18 protein-coding genes are annotated in these 22,591 nt (G+C 73.5%); 7 read left to right on the plus strand and 11 right to left on the minus strand.

The features are described 5' to 3' along the window. Positions 1-613 precede the first annotated feature (613 nt). The 5 genes from ACPXCB_RS00290 (at position 614) to ACPXCB_RS00310 (ending at position 5,899) form a co-directional block, all read left to right on the plus strand. Positions 614-1,048, plus strand: a complete 435-nt coding sequence (locus tag ACPXCB_RS00290; protein WP_151455460.1) for a hypothetical protein — start codon at positions 614-616, stop codon at positions 1,046-1,048. A 351-nt stretch (positions 1,049-1,399) separates the two neighbouring features. Beyond that, positions 1,400-2,095 carry a sugar transferase gene (locus ACPXCB_RS00295; RefSeq protein ID WP_425871081.1) on the plus strand — a complete coding sequence of 232 codons (696 nt, stop codon included), beginning with the start codon at positions 1,400-1,402 and terminating at the stop codon, positions 2,093-2,095. Further along, entirely contained in the window at positions 2,092-3,240 is a 1,149-nt protein-coding gene (locus ACPXCB_RS00300; RefSeq protein ID WP_425871083.1) for a DegT/DnrJ/EryC1/StrS family aminotransferase, read from the plus strand. The genes ACPXCB_RS00295 and ACPXCB_RS00300 overlap by 4 nt, the downstream gene beginning before the upstream one ends. Further along, entirely contained in the window at positions 3,237-3,881 is a 645-nt protein-coding gene (locus tag ACPXCB_RS00305) for an acetyltransferase (protein ID WP_132235840.1), read from the plus strand. The genes ACPXCB_RS00300 and ACPXCB_RS00305 overlap by 4 nt, the downstream gene beginning before the upstream one ends. Before the next feature lie 146 nt (positions 3,882-4,027). Continuing rightward, positions 4,028-5,899: a polysaccharide biosynthesis protein gene (locus ACPXCB_RS00310; RefSeq protein WP_425871085.1), complete on the plus strand. Its 1,872-nt coding sequence runs from the start codon at positions 4,028-4,030 to the stop codon at positions 5,897-5,899. A gap of 60 nt (positions 5,900-5,959) precedes the next feature. On the opposite strand, the gene wecB is transcribed toward ACPXCB_RS00310, so the two are convergent. Genes wecB through ACPXCB_RS00330 form a run of 4 tightly spaced genes read right to left on the minus strand, consistent with a single transcriptional unit; the run spans position 5,960 to position 10,477 of the window. Beyond that, positions 5,960-7,084 carry a non-hydrolyzing UDP-N-acetylglucosamine 2-epimerase gene (gene wecB, locus ACPXCB_RS00315; protein WP_132235836.1) on the minus strand — a complete coding sequence of 375 codons (1,125 nt, stop codon included), beginning with the start codon at positions 7,082-7,084 and terminating at the stop codon, positions 5,960-5,962. Further along, positions 7,081-8,319 carry a glycosyltransferase family 4 protein gene (locus ACPXCB_RS00320; RefSeq protein ID WP_425871087.1) on the minus strand — a complete coding sequence of 413 codons (1,239 nt, stop codon included), beginning with the start codon at positions 8,317-8,319 and terminating at the stop codon, positions 7,081-7,083. The genes wecB and ACPXCB_RS00320 overlap by 4 nt, the downstream gene beginning before the upstream one ends. Further along, positions 8,316-9,443 (minus strand): NAD-dependent epimerase/dehydratase family protein, encoded by a 1,128-nt coding sequence (locus ACPXCB_RS00325; RefSeq protein WP_425871089.1) that lies wholly within the window; start codon positions 9,441-9,443, stop codon positions 8,316-8,318. Before ACPXCB_RS00325 ends, ACPXCB_RS00320 begins: the two co-directional genes overlap by 4 nt. Beyond that, positions 9,437-10,477 carry an SDR family NAD(P)-dependent oxidoreductase gene (locus tag ACPXCB_RS00330; protein WP_425871091.1) on the minus strand — a complete coding sequence of 347 codons (1,041 nt, stop codon included), beginning with the start codon at positions 10,475-10,477 and terminating at the stop codon, positions 9,437-9,439. The genes ACPXCB_RS00325 and ACPXCB_RS00330 overlap by 7 nt, the downstream gene beginning before the upstream one ends. A gap of 195 nt (positions 10,478-10,672) precedes the next feature. Between ACPXCB_RS00330 and ACPXCB_RS00335 the strand changes: the two genes are divergently transcribed. Further along, positions 10,673-12,028 (plus strand): O-antigen ligase family protein, encoded by a 1,356-nt coding sequence (locus ACPXCB_RS00335; RefSeq protein WP_425871093.1) that lies wholly within the window; start codon positions 10,673-10,675, stop codon positions 12,026-12,028. On the opposite strand, the gene ACPXCB_RS00340 is transcribed toward ACPXCB_RS00335, so the two are convergent. From ACPXCB_RS00340 to ACPXCB_RS00360, 5 genes are all read right to left on the minus strand, one after another. Further along, positions 11,915-13,093 (minus strand): glycosyltransferase family 4 protein, encoded by a 1,179-nt coding sequence (locus ACPXCB_RS00340; RefSeq protein ID WP_425871095.1) that lies wholly within the window; start codon positions 13,091-13,093, stop codon positions 11,915-11,917. The genes ACPXCB_RS00335 and ACPXCB_RS00340 overlap by 114 nt on opposite strands. Next, positions 13,071-14,288 carry a glycosyltransferase gene (locus tag ACPXCB_RS00345; RefSeq protein ID WP_425871097.1) on the minus strand — a complete coding sequence of 406 codons (1,218 nt, stop codon included), beginning with the start codon at positions 14,286-14,288 and terminating at the stop codon, positions 13,071-13,073. Before ACPXCB_RS00345 ends, ACPXCB_RS00340 begins: the two co-directional genes overlap by 23 nt. Before the next feature lie 134 nt (positions 14,289-14,422). Beyond that, positions 14,423-15,820: a lipopolysaccharide biosynthesis protein gene (locus ACPXCB_RS00350; protein WP_425871099.1), complete on the minus strand. Its 1,398-nt coding sequence runs from the start codon at positions 15,818-15,820 to the stop codon at positions 14,423-14,425. 14 nt (positions 15,821-15,834) lie between these two features. Next, entirely contained in the window at positions 15,835-16,773 is a 939-nt protein-coding gene (locus ACPXCB_RS00355) for an NAD-dependent epimerase/dehydratase family protein (protein ID WP_425872088.1), read from the minus strand. A 222-nt stretch (positions 16,774-16,995) separates the two neighbouring features. Then, positions 16,996-17,940 carry an NAD-dependent epimerase/dehydratase family protein gene (locus ACPXCB_RS00360; protein WP_425871101.1) on the minus strand — a complete coding sequence of 315 codons (945 nt, stop codon included), beginning with the start codon at positions 17,938-17,940 and terminating at the stop codon, positions 16,996-16,998. 212 nt (positions 17,941-18,152) lie between these two features. Here ACPXCB_RS00360 and ACPXCB_RS00365 point away from each other — a divergent pair, with 212 nt between their 5' ends. After that, complete coding sequence (locus ACPXCB_RS00365) at positions 18,153-19,082, plus strand: NAD(+)/NADH kinase (protein WP_425871104.1); 930 nt, start codon at positions 18,153-18,155, stop codon at positions 19,080-19,082. Between the two features lie 594 nt (positions 19,083-19,676). Here ACPXCB_RS00365 and pgm read toward each other — a convergent pair. After that, the gene (gene pgm / locus ACPXCB_RS00370; RefSeq protein WP_425871107.1) at positions 19,677-21,323 is read right to left on the minus strand and encodes a phosphoglucomutase (alpha-D-glucose-1,6-bisphosphate-dependent); all 1,647 of its coding nucleotides are present in this window, start codon (positions 21,321-21,323) and stop codon (positions 19,677-19,679) included. Further along, positions 21,320-22,552 (minus strand): glucose-1-phosphate adenylyltransferase, encoded by a 1,233-nt coding sequence (gene glgC / locus ACPXCB_RS00375; RefSeq protein WP_425871109.1) that lies wholly within the window; start codon positions 22,550-22,552, stop codon positions 21,320-21,322. Before glgC ends, pgm begins: the two co-directional genes overlap by 4 nt. Positions 22,553-22,591: the final 39 nt, after the last annotated feature.

Genomic DNA, 22,591 nt, shown 5'->3' on the forward strand with positions numbered 1-22,591 from the left:
CCCAAGCCGCCCGGAGCGACGCGGCACGCAGCCCTGGAGACCGGCCAGGTTCCAGGCCACCTGGCCGGACTACAGGGCGGCGCGGGACGCACGCACGACGCTGTCGAGCTGATGTCGTAGACGATTCAACGACGGTTCAGGCAACCGCCTGATGTCGCAAACGACTCAGCTCGACAGCGTCATGCCGACCTCTCACCCACGAACCTCCCACGACCGCCAGCGCCCGATGTCGCAAACGACTCAGCTCGACAGCGTCGTGCCGACCTCTCACCCACGGACCTCCCAACTGCCAGCGCCCGATGTCGCAAACGACTCAGCTCGACAGCGTCGTGCGGACCTCTCGCCCGGACCTGCTTCCGACCAATCAGCGCCCGGCGGTGCTCGCCGGTCGACTGACCGGACCGCCGATAGGGCGCGATGGTGCTTCCCGGAGCGCGCCACCCGACCGGCCGGACCGGGGCGAGGCGCGCGCCGGTGCGTCCCCGGAGACGCGCCACCGCCAGACCGCACCGGCGGTGGGCACGCCGGAGTGTCCGGCGACAGACCAGATCAGCGGCGTGGGTCTCGTGACGGTGCTTTCCGGTGGCGGGCGGCGGGGCGTACCGTCTCGGTCGTGGATCGGGGCGACGGCCTGGAGTGGCGGGAGCGGCAGCGGCGGGCGGTGCGGGCGCACGCGGCGGCCGACGAGCGCCGGCGGGCGGCCGAGCACGCCGAGGCGGCGGAGCTGGTCGGTTGGTTCGTCGCCGAGGCGACCCGGCGCGGGCTGCCCACGGAACGGCTCACGGCCCGGGGGCTCGACGGGCGCGGCAGCTACCGGACGGGGCTGCGCGGCTGGTACGTCGACCGGGCCCGCACCCGCGCCGTCGACGTCGACGGGCGGTTCCACCTGCTGACCGTGGCCGGCGGCCCACGCGCCCTGCTGTTCGGGGCCGAGCCCCAGCCGAGTCCGCCGCCGCTCGTGGTCGGCGCGGGTGGTCGCGACGGCGAGTCGATCCCCCTGCGCACGCTACTGGTCCGCCGGCTCGAAGGCGGCGACGCGACGCCCTGAGCGTAAGCGGGCGGATGCGCCGAACATCGGCAGGCGGGTGCCGTGACATCGGCAGGCGGGTGGGTAGCGGTGCCGCCGGGGGCGCGGGGCTGGCCGGTCCCTGCGCATTCGCGGGCGGCGGCACCCGCCGGCGTCGGCCCACGTGCCGCCCCACCAGGGCCGCGACGCGGGCAGGTCGAGGGGCACGTCTTCAGCGTCGGGCCGCGTCCTGACGGGCCGTTGCGCGGTTGACCTGTCGGGATCGGCGGCGAGTGTCGCGATTTCGCACCGCTGGTGCGTTCATCCCTGTTAGAACGTGTTTGTCAACTGGTGCCCGACTCTGCCCTGGAGGTCGAAGCCTTGCCTGGTTCCGTGGACACGCTGGGAAGCCTCGCGGAGCGGCCCCGACCGGAGGCCCTGAAGCGGGCGATCGACGTGCTGGCGGCCGTGGTGCTGCTCGTGCTGACCGCGCCGCTGGTCCTCGTCGTGGCGGTGCTGGTGGCGGCGGGACTCGGTCGGCCGGTGCTGTTCCGGCAGCCCCGCGCGGGACGGCACGGTGAGGTGTTCGAGCTGGTCAAGTTCCGCACCATGCTCCCGCCGGATCCACTGCGGGGACGGGTGCGCGACGGGGACCGGCTGACGCCGCTGGGCCGCTTCCTGCGCTCCACCAGCCTGGACGAGCTGCCGACGCTGTGGAACGTGCTGCGCGGCGACATGAGCCTGGTCGGCCCCCGTCCCCTGCTCACCGAGTACCTGCCGCGCTACTCCCCCGCCCAGGCCCGCCGGCACGAGGTCAGGCCGGGCGTCACCGGGCTGGCCCAGGTGCGTGGCCGCAACAGCCTGGGCTGGGCGGAGAAGCTGGACCTGGACGTCTGGTACGTCGACCACCGCAGCCTGCGGCTGGACCTGTCGATCCTCGCCGCGACCGTCCGCACCGTGCTGCGCCGCGAGGGGATCTCCGCGGCGGGCTCGGCCACCGCTCCCGAGTTCCTCGGCACGCCCCCGCTCGCCCCCGCGGTGCCGGGACCGGACGCCACCCTCACCGTCCCCGCCGGAGGTGGCCGATGAGCGGGACCATCCACCTGTCCCCACCCGACGTCGGGCCGCTGGAGGAGTCGTACGTCGTCGCCGCCCTGCGGTCCGGCTGGGTCGCGCCCGTCGGCCCGGACCTCGACGCGTTCGAACGCGAGGTCGCCACGCGGGTGGGCACCTGCGGGGCCGTCGCCATGAGTTCCGGCACGGCCGCGCTGCACCTGGCGCTGCTCGGGGTGGGAGTCGGGCCCGGGGACGCCGTCATCGTGCCGACGCTGACGTTCGTGGCGACCGCGAACGCGGTCCGCTACGCCGGTGCCCGGCCGGTCTTCGTCGACTGCGACCCGCATTCCGGGAACCTCGACGTGGCCCTCGTGGACGAGCTGATCCGGGCCCTCGTCCTCCGGGGACAGCGCGTCGGCGCGGTCGTCCCCGTCGACCTCTTCGGCAGCTGCGCCGACCACACCGCGCTGGCCCCGGTCTGCGCGGCGGCGGGCGTACCGGTCGTCGAGGACGCCGCGGAGGCCCTCGGCGCGACCCATCACGGCCGGCCCGCCGGCTCCTTCGGGCAGGCGGGCATCCTCTCCTTCAACGGCAACAAGATCATGACCACCTCGGGCGGCGGGATGCTCGTCTCCGACGACACGGCCCTGCTGGCCCGGGCCCGGTTCCTGTCGACCCAGGCCCGCGAGCCGACGCCGCACTACGAGCACCGCGAGACGGGCTACAACTACCGGCTGAGCAACCTGCTCGCCGCGTTGGGCCGCGCCCAGCTCGTCCGGCTGGACGGAATGATCGCCCGGCGCCGGCACCTGCGCGACCAGTACGCCAAGCTCTTCGCCCCGATCCCGGGTGTGCGGCTGCTCGGCGTGGAGGACCTCGGCTCCAACTGCTGGCTGACCACCATCGCGGTCGACCCGCAGCGGGCCGGCTGGCGGGCCGCCGACCTGGCCGCCCACCTGGCGGGGCGGGACATCGAGACCCGCCCGGTCTGGAAGCCGATGCACCTGCAACCGGCGTACGCCGACGCCGAGTGCCTCGTCACCGGGGTGGCCGAGCGGCTGTTCGCCGACGGGCTGGCCCTGCCCAGCGGCAGCGCGATGAACGAGGGGCAGGTCGGCCTCGTCCTCGCCGCCGTCGACGAGTTCCTGGCGGCCCGCACGGGAGGGTCGACGGCGTGACGGTCCCGCTGGTGGTCGTCGGCTGCGGCGGGCACGGCCGGGAGGTCCTCACGATCGCGCGGGCGATGGACGTCGCCGCCGGCCGGCCACGCTGGCGCCTCCTCGGATTCGTCGACGACCGGCCCTCCGAGGAGAACCTGAAGCGGGTGCAACGGCTCGACGTGCCCTATCTCGGCGGCGTCGCCTGGCTGCGCGACGCGCCCCCGGACGCGCACCACGTCATCGGCATCGGCGACCCGCGCGTCCGGCGGGCGGTCGCCGCCCGGGTCGAGGCGTACGGCACGCCGGCGGCGAGCCTCGTGCATCCGGCGGCGACGATCGGGCCGGACACGGTGCACGGCCCGGGCCTCGTCGCCTTCGCCGGGGCCCGGGTCACCACCAACGTCACGCTCGGCCGGCACGTGCACCTCAACCAGAACGCCACGGTCGGGCACGACTGCACCCTCGCCGACTTCGTCTCGGTCAATCCGCTGGCCGCCGTCTCGGGCGACTGCCACCTGGCGGAGGGGGTGCTCGTCGGCACGACGGCGGCCGTGTTGCAGGGCCTGCGGGTGGGCCGGGACAGCACCGTCGGGGCGGGCGCCTGCGTCGTCCGGGACGTGCCGGACGGTGTCGTCGTCAAGGGCGTACCGGCCCGTTGACGGCCCCCGTTGGGCCCGACGGACGAAAATTCGGTCATCAGACCTGAAAAGCTCCAAACATCGCACTCGACCATGTATCAACTAAAAGAGCCCAAAGCTCCTTCCGCCCTGAGGCGGAAGCGGTCGGAGACGGACAGGGAGCACAGATGCCGCCGGAAACAGAGACCACCCGACTCGGGGAGCAGGGGTCGCACCGGACCAGGGCCCGCCGCCGCACCATCGGATTCCTCGCCACCGACAGCACCGCCTGGGTCGGCGGGTTCACCGCAGCGGTCTGGTTCCGTTACGAACTCGACCTGGCCTCCGGCCAGCTCGCGCGCGCGGCCACCTGCGGCGCCCTCGCCGCCGTCGTGCACGTGGCCGTCGCGGCGGTCCGCCGGATCTACTCCGGACGCCACCCGCTGGGCAGCCTCCAGGAGGTGCAGGGGGTCGCGGGCACGGCGGCCACCACGGCCGCGATCATGCTGATCGGGCTGCTGCCGGCCGGCGTACGACCGGTGCCGGCGAGCACGCCGCTGGTCGGTGGCGCCCTGGCGCTGCTGTTCATGCTGACCGCCCGGTTCACGTACCGGCACCGCCGTGACCTCGCCATGCGGCCCGACGTCCGGTCCTCCAACCCCGTGCTGCTGTTCGGGCTCGGCGACGCCGGGCAGGGGCTGCTGCGGGCCATGCTCGGCGATCCGCGTGGACGCTACCGGCCCGTGGGCGCCCTCGACGACGACCCCGACAAGCGGGACCTGCGCATCGGCGGCGTACGCGTGCTCGGCGGCCGTCAGGACGTGGCGGCGGCCGTACGGCGCACCGGCGCGACGACGGTGATCTTCTCCGTCGCCAACGCCGACGCCGCGCTGATCCGGCAGATCCGCGAGGCCACCCTCCGGACCGGGGCGACGTTCAAGGTGCTGCCTCCGGTCCGGGACCTCGTCGACCACCGGATCACCGTCACCGACGTCCGCGACGTGCAGATCGACGACCTCCTCGGCCGCCGGCAGGTGGTCGCCGACATGGCGCTGACCGGCAACGGGCTCAGCGGTCGACGGGTCCTGGTCACCGGCGCGGGCGGCTCCATCGGCTCGGAGCTGTGCCGGCAGGTGATGAAGGCGGACCCGGGCGAGCTGATGATGCTCGACCGCGACGAGTCGGCCCTGCACGGCCTGCAGATGTCGCTGGCCGGCCGCGCCCTGCTGGACGGCCCCGAGCTGATCCTCGCCGATCTGCGCGACGACGAGGGCATCCGGCGGATCATCCGCGAGCGCCGGCCGGACGTCATCTTCCACGCCGCCGCGCTCAAGCACCTCACGCTGCTCCAGCGGCACCCCGGCGAGGCGGTGAAGACGAACGTCTGGGGCACCCTCTCCGTGCTCGACGCGTGCCGCGACGTGGCCCGCTTCGTCAACATCTCCACCGACAAGGCGGCCGACCCGATCAGCGTCCTCGGCTACTCGAAGCGGATCACCGAGCGGCTGACCGCGCACGCCGCCTCCCGGTTCCCCGGCACCTTCCTCAGCGTCCGCTTCGGCAACGTGCTGAGCAGCCGCGGTTCGGTGGTGACCGCGTTCCAGCGGCAGATCGAGCTGGGCCACCCGCTCACCGTCACCCACCCGGAGGTGACCCGCTACCTGATGACGGTGCAGGAGGCGGTGCACCTGGTGTTGCAGGCCGCCGAGATCGGCCGCGACGGGGAGGCGCTGGTGCTGGACATGGGAGAGCCCGTCCGCATCGCCGACCTGGCCCGGCAGATGGCCGAGCAGGCGGAGAGCAGCGTGCCGATCGTCTACACCGGGCTGCGCCCCGGCGAGAAGCTGCACGAGGACCTGTTCGGCACCGGCGAGACCGACACCCGGCCGCTGCACCCGCTGGTGTCGCACGTGGCGGTGCCCGCCCTGGACCCGATCGAGGTCAGCGGGCTCGACCCGTACGACGATCCGGAGAAGGTGGCCGCGCACCTCGCCGCGCTCTGCGACCACCCGGTCGTGCCGGTCCCCCGCGCCTCGGTGCAGGTGCCGTTGTCCCGCTGACGCGCCGCACGATGAGGGCCGGCGACCGGAGCTTCCGGTCGCCGGCCCTCGCGGTACGGGTCAGCGGCGGATGCCCGCCCAGTCGTGGTGCCGGCGGACGGTGGAGAGGATGAAGTCGACCACGCGGCGGGAGGTGTCCGGGACCCGGTAGTCGACGGGGCACGGCACCCCCTGGGCGGCGACCTGGGCCACGGTGACCTCGACCGCCTCCACGACGCCCTGCGGGTCGAGCCCGGTCATGATGATCCCGCCAGCGTCCAGCGCCTCGGGGCGCTCGATCGACTCGCGCAACGTCACGGCGGGGAAGCCGAGGATCGCGGCCTCCTCGCTGATCGTGCCGCTGTCGGAGAGCGTGCAGAACGCCCTGGTCTGCAGGTGCACGTAGTCGAAGAGGCCGAACGGCTCGTGGAACGCGATCCCGTCGAGGGCGGCGGCGTCGGGTGCCAGCGCCTCCAGCCGCTTGCGGGTACGCGGGTGCGTGGAGACCAGCACCGGGTGCCCCCACCGGTCGCGGACGGCCCGGAGGCAGTCGAGCAGGCGCTGGAGGCGGTCCGGCTGGTCCACGTTCTCCTCGCGGTGCGCGCTGACCACGAAGTACCGGCCGGGTGCGAGGTCGAGCTGGCGCAGGACGCCCGACGCGGCGACGTCGGCGCGGTAGTGCTCCAGCACCTCCCGCATGGGCGAGCCGGTGTGCAGGATCCGGCGCGGGTGCAGCCCCTCGGCCAGCAGGTTGCGCCGCGCGTGCTCGGTGTAGACGAGGTTGAAGTCGGCGACGTGGTCGACAAGCCGCCGGTTGGTCTCCTCCGGCACGTTGAGGTCGAAGCAGCGGTTGCCGGCCTCCATGTGGTAGACCGGCACCCGCATCCGCCGGGCCATCAGCGCGGCGATGCAGCTGTTGGTGTCGCCGAGCACGAGCAGCGCGTCGGGCCGGGTCTCGGCGATCGCCGCCTCCATGCCGACCAGCACGCCGCCCAGCACCCGGCCGAGCGACGAGGTGTCCACCCGCAGGAAGCGGTCCGGTTCGCGCAGCCGCAGCTCCTTGAAGAAGACGTCGGAGAGGGTGCTGTCCCAGTTCTGCCCGGTGTGCACCAGCAGGTGGTCCACGGTGTCGTCGAGCCGGGCGATCACCCGGGACAGCCGGATGATCTCCGGTCGGGTGCCGACCACCGTCATGATCCGGGTCATGCCCGTCCTCTCTCTGCTGCCAGCTTGGTCATGATGTCCTCGAACTGGTCCACGCCCACGCGCAGCGACATGCGCTCCTGGTAGACCCGTCGGGCCCGCCGGCCCAGTTCCGCCCGGGCGTCCGCGGACTCGGCCGCCGCGACGGAGAAGCGCGCGGCGAGCGCACGCCAGTCCCCCGGCGGGGAGACGAGGCCGACCCCGGCCGAGCGGACCAGGGCCGCGGCGTCGCCGCCCACCGACGCGATCACGGGGCTGCCGCAGGCCAGCGCGGCCTGCAACTTCGACGGGATGCTGCCGCGCAGCGCGGGCAGGTCGCGCAGGCAGATCAGCTGCCAGTCGGCGGCGGCGTACAGCGCGGCCATCCGTTCGGCGGGCCGCCGGCCGACGAACCGCACGTTGTCGGCGCCGAGATCCGCGGCGAGCCGGCGCGCGGCCTCCTCGCCGGCGCCGGAGCCCACCAGCACCAGGTCGATCCGGTCGCGCACGACGGCCGCCGCCCGGATCGCGGTCTCGATCCCCTGCAACAGGCCGATGTTGCCGGCGAACATCACCGTGCAGCGTCCACGGTGGCCGAGCGCCGCACGGGCCTCGTCGGTGGCCGGCACCGGCCGGAACAGCGCGTCGTCGGTCCAGTTCCACACCACCCGCACCCGGTCCGGGTCCGCGCCCCGGGCCACGACCAGGTCGGCCATCGCCGGCGAGATCACCACGACGGCGCCGGCCAGGCGGTACGTCGCGCGCATCAGGGCGGCGACGCCGCGCTCCAGGGCCCGGCCCGCCCGGCCGGCGGGCGCCATGCCCGAGCCGAGCACCGACTCCGGCCACAGGTCCTGGACGTGCAGCACGATCGGCGTACGCCGGGCCAGGCGGACCAGCGCCGCCGCGGCCGCGGAGGTGGGTGGCGGGTGGTAGACGTAGGTGACGTCGACGCCCGCCAACCAGCGGACGCCGCCCAGCGCGCTGCTGGCCCCGAAGGACAGGTGGCTCAGCGCGCGCCGGGCGGCGGACGTGTCGTGGCTGGGATAGGCGGGCACCCGCCGGACGGCGACCGGCCCGTCGGCCTCGGTGTGCCGCCAGCGCTGCCGCCAGCCGGGGAAGATCCGGCCGTGCGGGTAGCTCGGGAAGGTGGTGAGCACCCGCACGTCGTGGCCGCGCTCGGCCAGTTGCCGCGCCAGGTTGCCGGGGATGAACACCCCTTCGGGCGGGTACCACTGGCTGACCAGGCCGATCCTCACGGGACGGCCACGGCGTGCTCCGGCCGGCCCGTCTCCACCGGCTCGGGCCAGGTGTCCGGCCGTTCCGGGTCGAACAGCTCGTTCGTCCAGAACATGGTGACCAGGTCGTCGCCGCCGGTGTTGACCAGCTTGTGCGCCCACATGGTGGGCATGTCCACGAGCACCGGCTCGTCGCCGGAGACCGCGAACCGCACCACCTCGGTGTCGCCGACGCGGCGCAGGCTGATCTCCGCCGAGCCCCGCAGCACGACGAAGCGTTCCACCTTGGCCAGGTGGAAGTGCTCGCCCCGGGTGATGCCGGGACGGGTCGTGGAGCAGAAGGTCTGGCCGCCTCCCCCGTGCGTCCGGACCGTCTCGACCAGCTCGCCCCGGGCGTCCGCCCGGCGCGGCAGCGCCAGCGGGTAGTGCGCCGGGAAGCAGTGCGAGCGGTAGGTGTTGAACAGCCGCACGTCGTGCCGGTCCACCAGGGCCGGCAGCTCGCCCGTGCGGTAGGTGGCGGCGACGTCGGCGAGCCGGTCGGCGAGGGCCCGTACGCCGGTCCGCAGCGCCGGCATGGCGGGGTCCCAGGAGCCGCCGGCCGGGACGCCGACGAGCCGGGACGCCGCGTCGGTGACGTGCACCAGGCTCAGCTCGCGGTCGCCGTGCACCTCCGGCTGACCGCCCTCGGCGAGCAGCCGGCAGAACGTCGCGACCGCCGAGTTGTAGTACGGCCGGCCGTGCTCGCCGTACAGGTTGGGCAACAGGACGTCGTCGAACGGCAGGCCCGTGTCGGCCAGGATGCCGGCGGCGGCGGCCTTGGCGTCGCCGTAGGGGGTGCCGTTGCCGGCCTGCACCGAGTTGGCGAAGACCACCGCGCCGGGTGGCGTCGGGCAGTGCTTGAGGCCCTGCGCGAGCTGGGCGGCGAGCTGCACGTTGCCGGCGGCCACGTCGGCCGGCTCGCCCCGGTTGACCCCGGCCAGGTGCAGCACCCGGTCGACGCCGTCGAGCTTCGCCGCGACCCGCTCCGGGTCGGTCAGGTCGGTCCGGGTGACGACGACCGGCTCCGGCCGGCCGAGGACGCGCAGCAGCACCCGCACGTGCCAGCCGAGGAAGCCGCCGGCGCCGGTGACGGCCAGCCTCAGCACGCCAGCACCGGGTCCCGCAGGGCCAGCTCCGCGCGGACCTCCGGCAGCGTCCTCAGCAGCTTGACGATCTCCGGTACGCCCAGCCGCGGCGCGTTGGCGGAGTTGAAGTCCTCCCGCGGCCCCCGGCCCAGCTCGCCCTCGGAGACGTAGAGCGCGTAGTTGAGGTCGCGGGCGTCCAGCGGCACCCGGAGGAAGTCGCCGAAATCGTCCGCCTGGGCGAGTTCCTCCCGGCTGGCCAGCGTCTCGTCCTGCTTCTCGCCGTGCCGTACGCCGATCACGTCGAGCTTCGCGGGCACGTCGAAGAGTTCGCAGACCGCCTCGGCCAGGTCGCCGACGGTGCAGGCGACGGCCTTGCGGATGAAGATGTCGCCGGGCCGGGCGTGCTGGAAGGCGTGCTCGACCAGCTCCACCGAGTCGTCCAGCGACATCAGGAAGCGGGTCATCCCCGGGTCCGTGACGGTGGGCGCCCGGCCCGCCTTGATCTGCTCGATGAACAGCGGGATCACCGAGCCACGCGAGTACATGACGTTGCCGTACCGGACGCAGGAGACCGTGGTCGCGCTGTTCGGGTTGTTCCGCGCGTGCGCCTGGGCGACCTTCTCCATCATGGCCTTGCTCATCCCCATCGCGTTGACGGGGTGGACGGCCTTGTCGGTGCTCAGCACGACCACGGAGCCGACGCCGTTGCGCTCCGCCGCCTCGACGACGTTGGCGCTGCCCAGGACGTTGGTCCGCACCGCCTCCAGCGGGAAGAACTCGCACGAGGGCACCTGCTTGAGCGCCGCCGCGTGGAAGACGTAGTCGATCCCCCGGCTGGCCCGCAGCACCGAGTCGTAGTCGCGCACGTCCCCGACGTGGTAGCGGACCCGGTCGTCGCCGAACTGCCGGCGCATGTCGTCCTGCTTGGCCTCGTCGCGGCTGAGCACCCGGACCTCGCCGACACCGCGGTCGAGGAGGCGGCGGACCATCGTCTTGCCGAAGGAACCCGTGCCGCCGGTGATGAGTACCCGCTGGCCGTTGGAATTTGTGGTCACTCCCGCTCCCATGTCGGTTCGCCGTGCCCCGCCCCCGTACGCCCGGCGGGTTCGTTGTGAGGAACGACCGCTCCCGTACCGGAGAAACGCCTTTCATCCGACAATCGCTACGAATGCCCGCTTCATTAAGGAATAGGTGGGAGACTCGGCGAGCAGCGGATATGCCGCCTGGCCACCGACACGAAGGGCTACAGCGTGGGCGACGTACCTCCAGGCCTCCTGTCCGGACCGGCCCGCTCGCCCGGCACGCACCGGCGACGGGCCCATCGGCGTTACGCGACGCTGGCCAGCGTCGCGATCGTCAGCGGCGTCGCCCTGATGGTGGGCTGGTCGGTGGACCAGACGCCGCTGGGCCCCGCCCTGCTGGCCGCCGTCGTCCTCAGTGGTCGCATCCCACGGCCCGGGCTGGTCGACGTGCTCGCCCTGCTGCTCGGCGTGTGGGTGGTCGCCAGCCTCGGGTGGACGGTCGACACCTCGGCGAGCCGCAGCACCGTCTACCTGTACGGCACCTGCCTGCTGCTGCTGGTCGCGGTGCGGCACATCGTGACCACCACCCGGGACCTGCTCGCGGTCGGCGTCGCGTTCATCGCCGGATGTCTCATCCGGGCGGTCGAGCTGATCCGGGCACCCTCCACCGGCGGCGACCTCGGCCGGACGGGAGCCTTCGACCTCAGCGTCCGGTACGGCATCGAGGGCGTGAACATCAACCTGACCGCCTACACGATGGTCGCCGGAATCCTGCTGGCGGTGCTGCTGGGCAGCGTCGGTGGGCTGCCCCGGGCGGTCCGCCTCGCGCTCTACGCGTGCGTGCCGCTGCTGGGCTACGCGGTGCTGCTCAGCGGCACGCGGGGCGCGCTGGCCGCGGTGCTGCTCGGCGCCGTCTACCTGCTGTGCAGCCGGGCGACTCCCCGGGCGTGCTGGCTGGTCGCGGCGGTGGTCGTTCCGGCGGTCCTGCTCCTGGTACCGCTCGGTATGGGCGAGGCGACGCTGCTGCGGCTCGACGGCCTCGTCGCCGACCGGGCGACCGGTGACCTCGCCGGCCGGATGCTGGTCTGGCCCGAGGCCGTCGCCGTCTGGGGGCAGTCCCCGCTCGCCGGGATCGGGGCGGGCGCGTTCATGGCGGTCAGCTCCTGGGGAATCGGCGCCCACAGTCTGGTCCTCACCCTCGGCGCCGACCTCGGGCTCGTGGGCGTGCTGTGCTACGCAGCCGTCCTGGCCGCCGCCGTGCGGCCCGTCGGGCGCGCCTCCCGGCTCGGCGCGCGGCTGGCCGGGCTGTTCCTGGTGATGTTCCTGCCGATCTGGCTCACCGGGCACTGGGAGGCCGCCCTGGCCGCCTGGCTACCGCTGGCGTTGTTCTCGCTCGTGCCCGCCCTCACGGCTGACCCGACAAGCCGCCCGCAGGGCATCGGCGGCCGGCACCACCGCAGGGCCCACCGGTCAGGACCCGACGGGGTGCTTCCCCGGCGCGGCGGCCGGCGGCCGGCGGCCGTGCCGGGGGGAAGCGGCGATCCGACGCCACAGGTCGGTGTGCTGGCGCAGCACGCTCTGTAGCCCGTAGAGCCGGTGCACCCGGGCCCGGGCCCGGCCGGCCAGCTCAGCACGGCGCACGGGGTCGGTCATCAGCTCCCGCAGCGCCGCGGCGAGGCCGGCGGGGTCCGAGGGCGCGACGACCACCCCGCCGTCGTCGCCGAGGATCTCGGCGGTCGCCCCCACGTCGGTGGCGACGACCGGGCAGCCGAGCGCCATCGCCTCGACCACCACGTTGGGGAACCCCTCGGTGTGGCTGGGCAGGACGAACAGGTCGCAGCGGGCCATCGTGGCGAGGACGTCCGTGTGCGGCAGCTCGCCCAGGAAGGACACCGACGCCGGCGGCTGGTGCCGCTCGGTCACCGATCGCAGATAGGCCGGGTCGGCGGGACCGACGAAGAGCAGCCGCCAGCCCGGCTGCGCGGCCGTCCGCCACGCGGTCAGCAGGTCCTCGACCCCCTTGGCGCGCAGGAACCAGCCGACGAACAGCACCGTGCGTTCCGCCGGCGCGGCGTCCCGGTGTGGCGCCGGGAGCCGGTCGAGGTCCACTCCGTTCGGCATCCGCCGCACCCACACCGTGGGGAGCTGGTTGCGGACGGTCGCCTCGGACGCCTCGTCGAGGACCAGGACGGCCGTCGCCAGCCGCATCGCCGGGGCCATCAACCGCCACTCCCGGCTGCCGCGCCCCGCGATCTCGGGGATCCGCCCGAAGTGCAGGTGGTAGATGGCCGGTCGCCGGTACACCCGGGTGATGAGCAGTAACGCCAGGTCCCGGAGGACGCCGGGGCCACCGGACGAATGCAGGTGCACGACGTCGGTCCGGCCCGCGGCCAGGACGCGGCGCAGTGTCACGGCACCGGCCGTGAGCTGGCGTACGCCCGCGGTCAGGCGCCGACCCCGCCCGAGGTCGTGCACGCCGCGCCGCCGCTGGCCGATGTCGATCACCTCGACGCGGACCTCCGGATCGTCGCGGAACCGGTCGACCAGCATGGCCACCCCGCGGGCGATGCCTCCCATCGGTGGCGGCAGGGGCCCCACCACGCACACCCGCATCCGCTCCGGCAGCTCAGTGTCCCCGGTGTCCGGCACCCGCTACCTCCTGCACAGAATCGAGCAGCCGCGCCAGCGGCTGTGCGTACGCCCGGACGTCGAAGGAGTCCAGCGCCTGCTCCCGGGCGGCCTTGCGCATGAGCAGCCGTTCCTCGGTGGTCAGCCGCACCGCCCGGTGCAGCGTCGCCGCCAGCGCGGCCACGGAATGGTCGGCGCAGACCAGGGCGTTGACGCCGTCCTCCAGGTAGCGGCCCAGGTCGCTGGTCAGGTTGCAGATCACCGGGGTGCCGTTCGCCATCGACTCGCAGACCTTCGTCGGGAAGCCGGCGTTGGCGTAGCGCTCCGGCGGCCGGAGCAGGACGCTGAAGTCGGCCTCGCGCAGCAGCTGCGGCACCGTCCACTGCGGCACGCGGCCGACCACCTCCACCGTCTCCGGCGGATCGCCGCCGAGCAGGTCCCGCAGCTGTCGGTGGGACGGCCCCACCACCCGTAGCCGCAGCCGCGCACCGGAGCGCGCCACCGCCTCGACCGCCTCGACGACGGTGCCGAGCAGGTCCTTGCGACCGGGGGTGCCGGCGTAGACCAGGGTGAGCCCGTCCCGCCCGGTGGCCGGGGCCTCCGGTGTGCCCGCCAGCTGCCGCACGTCGAGGGTCGGCGGCACCCGCACCACCGGGCAGCCCCGCTGCCGGAAGTGCTCCTCCAGCAGGGTGCTGATGGCGATGACGCCCGCGCAGCGCGGGTAGTGGTGACGCAGGGCGAGCTTCGCCGACAGGTGCAGGGGGCCCAGCGCTCCGCCGACCAGTTGCCGGGGGCTGTACCACTCGACCACGTCGACCACCAGCGGAATCCCGTGGCGCCGGCACCACCGGCGCAGGTGGACCATGTACGGCGTCCCGCCGCCGTAGACCACGACATGTGACGGTCGGGTCGGTTGCGCCGCCAGCCAGGCGACGGTCCGCGCCCCCCAGCGGAGGAGCACCTGGGTCGCCCTGGCCGCCGGGCTCGCCCCGGCGGGCGGCAACTCGCCCACCCCGACGTGGGATATCGTGCCCGGTCCCGTCACGACGTCCACCGGTCGAGGCTCGGCCGGCGTGTGCTCCCCGCCGACCACCACCACGTGCCGGCCGGCCAGGGCCAGCGACCGGGCGATCCCGTCGACCCGCCGGGAGCATGCCTCGCCCCACGGGTAGCGGAACGGCCCCACGTACGCCACCCAACCGGATGAATCCGTCATAGCATCGTCCTCTCCGGCACCGGGCCGGGTACGGCCACGGCGGAGACCTCCGCCGGGCGGGCGACGAAGGCCCGGGTCACCGGGCCCCTGCTGTGGTGGCGCGGCGACCAGGCGTGCCCGGTCCGGCGGCCCGCTCATGCCGTGACCCGCTGGGCCTGGACCGCCGGGCTGGCTCGGGCCAGCACCTGGCGGTAACCCAGCAGCGCCGCCGGGAACACCGTCACCAGTGCGACTGCCGCACCCAGCCACGGCACCGCGGCCATCCCCAGCGCCCCGGCGCCCCACCACTTCAGCGGCACCGCCAGGACGAGGTACGCCGCCCAGGCGACGAGCTGCGGACGGACCACCCCGGCGGCGTTCTGCACCATGAACCAGGGCGAGGCCACCGCGAGCACCATCCACCAGGCGCCGAGGCCGGCGAGCAGCCACCGGTCCGGTGCCTCTGCCATCCCCATCAGCGCGGCCAACGGTTGCCCACCGACGAGCGCCACCACGACGCTCGGCAGCCCGACGGCTGTCGCGGCCACGAGGGTCATCCGCGCGGTGCGGCGACGGATCCAGGCCACCCGCCCGTGGGCCAGCGCCTCACCGTGCGCCGGCCACGCCGCCGCGCTCACCATCGACATGAGCAGCCCGAGCTGGGCGATCAGGCGGGCGGCCACGGCGAACACGGCCACGTCCGCCAGGCCACGGGTCTGTGCCACGATCAGCGGGTCGGCGTTGGTCGCGACCGTCAGCGCTGCCGTGAGCAGCAGGAACATCCCGCCCAGCCGGAGCAACTCCCGGGCGGCGGACGCCTCCACGCACCGCAACGACGGGGCCAGCTCCGGCATCCGCCGGAGGTAGAACCACAGGCTGTTCACCGCGTTGCCCAGCAGCGGACCGATCACCACGGCGGCCACCAGAGTCACCGGCGCGGCGTCGAGGGCCACGGCGGCCAGGGTCAGCGGGAGGCAGAGCAGGGACCCGGCCAACTGCCACGTGTTGGCCCGGGCGACCTGCTGGACGCCGTACTGCACCCGGATGACCAGTGACATCGGCACGTTGAGGATGAAGACGGTGAGGCAGACCAGCGTCATGGACCGGGCCGTCGGCACCAGATCGGCGCTGGGCAGGTTGAACACGGAGGTCCACGGGACGGCGAGCGCCCCGATCCAGAGGGCGGCGCAGGCCGCGACCGCCGCGCCGGCCAGGGTCAGGTAGGCGGTGGAGACGTAGCGTCTGGCCTGCGCGGTCTCGCCCCGGGCCTGGGTGTCCGCCAGCTTGGTCATCAACCCGTTGCCCAGGCCGAGGTCGGCGAAGGCCGCCATCGCGGTGAGTGCTGTCACCGCCTGCCACAGGCTGAACAGCTCCGTGCCGAGGTACCGATGGGTGAGCGGGAGCAGCAGCAGCGGCACGACGGCACCGACCGCCCGGCTGCCCACCGTCGTCGCGATGCCGGCGACCAGCCTCCGGTCGCGGCCCCTGTCGTCCGCCGCCGGGTCGGCCGGCGCGGATCGGGCGTCGGCCGGCTGCGTGACGGCGGGGTGCATCGCGGTCGGCCGCCCTAGACCGGACTCAGCGCGTGGGCAGCCGACTGCCACTCGACGGTCGCCGCCAGACCGGCGCGCAGCGGGTGCGGCCGGGCGGCGGGGAACAGCTCCTGCAGCCGGGTGCAGTCGGCCTGCGAGTCACGGACGTCGCCGGGCCGCGGTGGGCCGTGCTCCACCTCGAGCCGCCGGCCGAGCACGACCTCCAGCTCGGCGACCAGATCCCGCAGCGACGTACGGGTGCCGAACGCCAGGTTGACCACGTCGGGCGCGCCGACGCGGCGCACCACGGCGTCGGTGATGATGTCGGTGACGTCGGCGACGTAGGTGAAGTCGCGGGTCTGCTGGCCGTCGCCGTGCAGCGTCAGGGGCCGGCCGTCGAGCGCGTCGGCGATGAACCTCGGCACCACGGCGGCGTACGGGTGCTCGGGATCCTGCCGCGGCCCGTACACGTTGAAGAAGCGGAACGGGAGCACGGCGAGGTGGAAGCAGGCGGCGTAGGCGAGGGTGTAGGTCTCGGTGGCGAGCTTGGAGACCGCGTAGGGGCTCACCGGCATCGGCCGCAGCGCCTCGTGCCGGGGCATCCCCGGAGCCGCCCCGTAGACCGAGGAGGAGGAGGCCACCACCACGTGCGGCACGTCGTGGCGGCGCACCGCCTCCAGCACGCTCACCGTTCCCGTGGCGTTGGCGTGGTGGCTGCGCGCCGGATCGTCGATCGACCCCGGCACCGAGCCGAGGGCACCGAGGTGCACGACGCTCGCGGCGCCCGGTAGCGCGTCGTCCAGCACGTCCGGGTCGCAGACCGAGCCGACGAGGACCCGGGCGGGCACGTCCAGCAGGTTGTCCAGCGAACCGGTCGACAGGTCGTCGACCACCACGATCTCGCTGATCCGCGGCTGCTCGGCGAGCGCTCGGACCAGGTTCGAACCGATGAAACCGGCCCCGCCGCTGACCACGATCTTCAACTGTTTCCCCCGACGTCGCGTGTTGCCGGCCTTACCGGCGCCAACTAGGCGAAATGACCCTTTTGCACCCTTCTTGACAGTCAACGACAAGCAACACCCAAGGTCACGGTTGCGTATCAGGACGGCGTGCCGTCGCACCGGCGGCTCCCGCCAACCCGTTCGGGCGGGTACCGGCCACCGCCGCCCGCGCCCCGGCCGGTGGCCGATCCGCCGTCAGGCAAGCTGCTCCGCGTGCGCCTCGTACCACTGCACGGTCGCCCGCAGGGCCTGGGCGCGCGGCACCGGCGTCACGTCGGGAAAGAGCGCGCGCAGCACCCCGTCGTCCGCGTCGGAGTGGCGCACGTCGCCCGCCCGCGACGGGCCGTGCTCCACCTCGAGCCGGCGGCCGAGCACCTCCTCCAGTTCCCCGATCAGCTCCAGCAGCGAGAGCCGCGCGCCGAAGGCGAGGTTCACCACGTCCGGGGAGCAGACGCGGCGCAGGACCGCGTCGACGATCACGTCCGTGACGCTGCCGACGTAGGTGAAGTCGCGGGACTGGGTGCCGTCGCCGTGCACCTGGAGCGGCCGTCCCTCCAGCGCCGCCGAGACGAACCTCGGCACCACGGCGGCGTACGCGTGGTTGGCCGCCTGGCGGGGCCCGTAGACGTTGAAGAAGCGGAACGGCAGCACGCCGATGCCGTAACAGGCGGCGTACGCGAGCGCGTAGGCCTCGGTGGCCAGCTTCGAGACCGCGTACGGGCTGACCGGCATCGGCCGCTGCGTCTCCTGGCGGGGTAGGACGGGGTTGGCGCCGTAGACGGAGGACGACGAGGCGACCACGACGTGGGGAACCCCGTGGCGCCGGACGGCCTCCAGCACGCTGAGGGTGCCGGTGGCGTTGGCGTGGTGGCTGCGCAGCGGGTCGTCGATGGAGCGGGGCACCGAGCCGAGTGCGCCGAGATGGACCACGCCGGCCGCCCCGCTGACCGCCTCGTCGAGCAGGTCGGGGTCGAGGATCGTCCCCGTGAACAGCCGCACCGGCAGGTCGATCAGGTTCTCCAGCGACCCGGTGGAGAGGTCGTCGACGGCCACCACCTCGGTGACCTGCGGCGTGTCGGCGAGGGCGCGTACCAGGTTGGAGCCGATGAAACCGGCGCCACCGGTAACGACGATCTTCAAAGATCCTCCTCGTGGTTCCCGCCCGGCGCGCCACCTGCACGCGGGCCCGGGACACCGAGCCCCTGCGGACCCGCTCCCGTCTGCACCAACGAGCCGTGCACCGGCGCGTCACGCGGAAGGCCCCGGACGTGACGAAGTGACACGCCGCGCGGTCGCCCGCCCGCCTCGCGGTACGCCCGACCCGGGACCCCGGGATGTGGTGAGCTGTAGGCATGGACCGGAGCCGGCTCGGGCTGGTGCTGCACCCCACCCGGGACGTCTCCGCGGTGGTCGGCACCATCGTGACCTGGGCCGCCCGGCACCACATCTCCCTGGCCGTACGCGCCGAGGACCGGCACCGCGTACCGGCCACGGTCGAACCGCTGCCGGTGGGCGAGGTGGCCCACCGGTCGGACGCGCTGATCGCCATCGGCGGCGACGGGACGATGCTCGGCGCGCTCCGGTCGGCCGTCCACGATCCGAAGCCGGTGCTCGGCGTACACGTCGGCAAGCTCGGCTTCCTCGTCGAGGTGGAGCCGCCGGAGCTACCGAGGGCCCTGGACCGGCTGGTGGCGCACGACTTCACGGTGGAGAACCACAGCTGCCTGGCCTGCGACGTCTGCGGCGACGACCTCGTCGCGTTCAACGACATCGCGCTGATCCGCCAGCCCGGTGCCGGCTTCGTCAGCGCCTCCCTCGCCGTCGACGGACAGCAGTACGGGTACTACCGCTGCGACGCGCTGGTGGTCAGCACCCCGACCGGCTCGACCGCCTACAGCTACGCCGCCGGCGGCCCGCTCGTCTCGCCGGCCACCGAGGCGGTGGTGGTGACCCCGTCCGCCCCGATGGCCGGCATCTCCCGTGCGCTGGTGCTCTCCCCCCACGAGACGGTCCGCCTGCAACTGCGCGAGGGCTCCGGCCCGGTCGCGGTGGAGGTGGACGGCCTGGTCATCCGGGACGCCGCGACGGAGGGTGTCGTGCAGATCCGCTACCGGCACGACGCCGGTCTGGTCGTCCGCCTCGACCCGCGCCGCTACCAGGAACGCAACCAGCTCAAGCTGAGCCTGCTGGACCTGCCGCTGCTTCCCGACCAGCTCCGCGAACTGCTGCCGGAGGGCCTGCGGGAGAAGTTCAACCGCCGCGAGCTGCCCCCGCCCCGCTGACCCGCCCACCTGCGTCCCACGCCAGCCCGGCATCGCGACTCGGCCTGCGCGGACCGCCCTCACCGACGCCTGGACCCGCCACGCCCCGAACCCCACTACGCCCCCGGGCCCGGCACACGCTGAGCCCGGCACACCCCGGGCCCGGCACACGCTGCGCCCGGCACACGCTGCGCCCGGCACACGCTGAGCCCGGCACACGCTGCGCCCGGCACACGCTGCGCCCGGCACACGCTGCGCCCGGCACACGCTGTCGAGCTGATGTCGTAGACGACTCAGCTCGACAGCGAGGCAGGCTCGACCGGCCAGGCAGGCCAGGCAGGCCAGGCAGGCCAGGCACGGCAGGCCAGGCAGGCACGGCAGGCCAGGCACGGCAGGCCAGGCAGGCACGGCAGGCCAGGCACGGCAGGCCAGGCAGGCACGACCGGCCTGGCAGGAGCGCTCCCGTCAGCGGGCGTCCGCGTCGGAGACCGCCCCGACCGGCCCGCAGGCATGGGGCAGCTCGACAGTCGAGCACGCCTTCTGACGCCGGCACCGGCGCCGCTCGGTCCGGCGCACACCGGTGTCGGCGGCTGCGGTGGGAGGCGAGCCAGGTGCTCAGGCCCGTTCGAGGACCTCCGAGACCAGGTCCTTCGCCTCCTGCTGGATCCGGGCAAGGTGCTCCGGGCCCTGGAAGGACTCGGCGTAGATCTTGTAGACGTCCTCGGTGCCCGACGGCCGGGCGGCGAACCAGCCCGACTCGGTGGTCACCTTGAGCCCGCCGATCGGCGCGTCGTTGCCGGGCGCGGTGGTGAGGGTCGCGGTGATCGGCTCGCCGGCCAGCTCGGTGGCGGTCACCTGCTCCGGCGAGAGCTTGCCGAGCACGGCCTTCTGCTCCCGGGTCGCCGGCGCGTCGATGCGGGCGTACGCGGGCGCGCCGAAGCGCTCGGCCAGCTCCACCCAGTGCTCGCTGGGGGTGCGGCCGGTGGTGGCGATGATCTCGGCGGCGAGCAGGCAGAGCAGGAGGCCGTCCTTGTCGGTCGTCCACGTGCCCCCGTCGCGGCGCAGGAAGGACGCGCCGGCGCTCTCCTCACCGCCGAAGCCCACCGCGCCGTCGAGCAGCCCCGGCACGAACCACTTGAAGCCGACCGGCACCTCCAGCAGCGGGCGGCCCAGGTCGGCGGCGACCCGGTCGATCATCGAGGAGGAGACCAGGGTCTTGCCCACGGCAGCGGCGGGGCCCCACTGCGTCCGGGTGCGGAACAGGTGGCCGATCGCCACCGCCAGGTAGTGGTTGGGGTTCATCAGGCCACCGTCGGGGGTGACGATGCCGTGCCGGTCGGCGTCGGCGTCGTTGCCGGTGGAGACCTGGTAGTCGGCGCGGGCGGCGATCAGGGAGGCCATCGCGTTGGGCGAGGAGCAGTCCATCCGGATCTTGCCGTCGCCGTCCAGGGTCATGAACCGCCACGTCGGGTCGACCGTCGGGTTGACCACGGTCAGGTCCAGCCGGTGCCGCTCGGCGATCTCGCCCCAGTAGGCCACGCTGGCGCCGCCGAGCGGGTCGGCGCCGATGCGCACCCCGGCGTCGCGGATCGCGTCGATGTCGATCGCCGCCGGCAGGTCGTCGACATAGCGGACGAGGAAGTCGTACGTCCCGGTGGTGTCGGCGGCGCGGGCCCGGGCGTACGGGATCCGCCGGACCTCCTTCAGGCCGTCGGCGAGGATGGCGTTGGCGCGGTCCTGGATCCACCTCGTGACGTCGGTGTCCGCCGGGCCGCCGTGGGTGGGGTTGTACTTGAAGCCGCCGTCGTCGGGCGGGTTGTGCGACGGGGTGATGACGATGCCGTCGGCGAGCCCGCTCGTGCGCCCCCGGTTGTGGGTGAGGATGGCGTGCGACACCGCCGGGGTGGGCGTGTAGCCGTCGCGGCTGTCGAGCAGCACGGTGACCTCGTTGGCCGCGAGGACCTCGAGCGCGTCCACGGCGGCCGGGGCGGAGAGCGCGTGGGTGTCGCGGCCGAGGAAGAGCGGCCCGTCCAGGCCCTGCTCGCGGCGGTAGTCGCAGAGCGCCTGGGTGACCGCGAGGATGTGGTCGGAGTTGAACGCGTGGCGCAGGCTCGATCCGCGGTGCCCGGACGTGCCGAAGGAGACCTGCTGCGCCGGGTCCTGCGGATCGGGGTGCTCGGCGTAGTAGGCGGTCACCAGCCGCGGCACGTCGACCAGGTCGGCGGGCTGGGCGGGCTTGCCAGCCCGGGGATGACTGCTCACGGTTCCACCTTCTGTCCCTTGCCGATCACCACGATGCCGTTGTCGGAGACCGTGTAGCGCTGCCGGTCCTTCTCCAGGTCGACGCCGATCTCGGCCCCCTCGGGCACGATCACGTTCTTGTCGAGGATCGCCCGGCGCACGACCGCGTGCCGGCCGATGTCGACCCCCTCCATCAGCACCGCGCCGTCCACGTGCGCCCAGGAGTGCACCTTCACCTTGGGCGAGACGACCGAGTTCTCCACCAGCGAGCCGGAGATCACCGCGCCGGGCGACACCATCGAGGCGACCGCCCGGCCGACCCGCTCGCCCCACTGGTGCACGAACTTGGCGGGTGGGTAGGTCAACTGCCCGGTGTAGATGGGCCAGTCGAAGTTGTAGAGGTTGAACACCGGGTGCACGTTGATCAGGTCCATGTGGGCGTCGTAGAAGGAGTCGAGCGTCCCCACGTCGCGCCAGTAGCCGCGGTCCCGGTCGGTGCTGCCGGGCACCTCGTTGTCGCGGAAGTCGTAGACGTTGGCCTCGCCGCGCTCGACCAGCATCGGGATGATGCTGCCGCCCATGTCGTGCTTGCTGGTCTTGTCCTCCGCGTCGCGCTCGACCGCCTCGCACAGCGCCTTGGTGCTGAACACGTAGTTGCCCATCGAGGCGTAGATCTGTTCGGGCGCGTCGGGCAGGCCGACCGCGTCGGTGGGCTTCTCGCGGAACGCCCGGATCCGCCGGCCGTCCTCGCCGACCTCGATGACGCCGAACTGGTCGGCCATCGACAGCGGCTGCCGGATGCCGGCCACGGTGACGCCGGCGCCGGAGGCGATGTGGTCCTCCACCATCTGCCGGGGGTCCATCCGGTAGATGTGGTCGGCGCCGAAGACGATCACGTGGTCAGGCTGCTCGTCGTGGATGAGGTTGAAGCTCTGGTAGATCGCGTCGGCGGAGCCGGCGAACCACCACGGGCCGCGGCGCTGCTGCGCCGGCACCGGAGTGACGTAGTTGCCGAGCAGGGTCGACATCCGCCACGTCTTGGTGATGTGCCGGTCCAGCGAGTGGGACTTGTACTGGGTCAGCACGACGATCTTGAGATAGCCGGCGTTCGCCAGGTTGGACAGGACGAAGTCGACCATGCGGTACATCCCGCCGAACGGGACGGCCGGCTTGGCCCGGTCCGTGGTGAGCGGCATCAGGCGCTTGCCTTCTCCGCCGGCCAGGACGATCGCGAGCACCTTGGCAGCCATGTCCAGACGCTATCTACCCCGCCGTCACTTCACCACTCG

The organism is Micromonospora sp. DT62, assembly GCF_049847285.1.
GTDB lineage: Bacteria > Actinomycetota > Actinomycetes > Mycobacteriales > Micromonosporaceae > Micromonospora > Micromonospora reichwaldensis.

Bases quoted from the DNA above. Each gene is read 5' to 3' on its own strand.
- ACPXCB_RS00300 (WP_425871083.1), top strand. From the start codon at position 2,092: ATGAGCGGGACCATCCACCTGTCCCCACCCGACGTCGGGCCGCTGGAG.
- ACPXCB_RS00310 (WP_425871085.1), top strand. From the start codon at position 4,028: ATGCCGCCGGAAACAGAGACCACCCGACTCGGGGAGCAGGGGTCGCAC.
- ACPXCB_RS00345 (WP_425871097.1), bottom strand. From the start codon at position 14,288: ATGACGGATTCATCCGGTTGGGTGGCGTACGTGGGGCCGTTCCGCTAC.
- ACPXCB_RS00350 (WP_425871099.1), bottom strand. From the start codon at position 15,820: ATGCACCCCGCCGTCACGCAGCCGGCCGACGCCCGATCCGCGCCGGCC.
- ACPXCB_RS00365 (WP_425871104.1), top strand. From the start codon at position 18,153: ATGGACCGGAGCCGGCTCGGGCTGGTGCTGCACCCCACCCGGGACGTC.
- wecB (WP_132235836.1), bottom strand. From the start codon at position 7,084: ATGACCCGGATCATGACGGTGGTCGGCACCCGACCGGAGATCATCCGG.
- glgC (WP_425871109.1), bottom strand. From the start codon at position 22,552: ATGGCTGCCAAGGTGCTCGCGATCGTCCTGGCCGGCGGAGAAGGCAAG.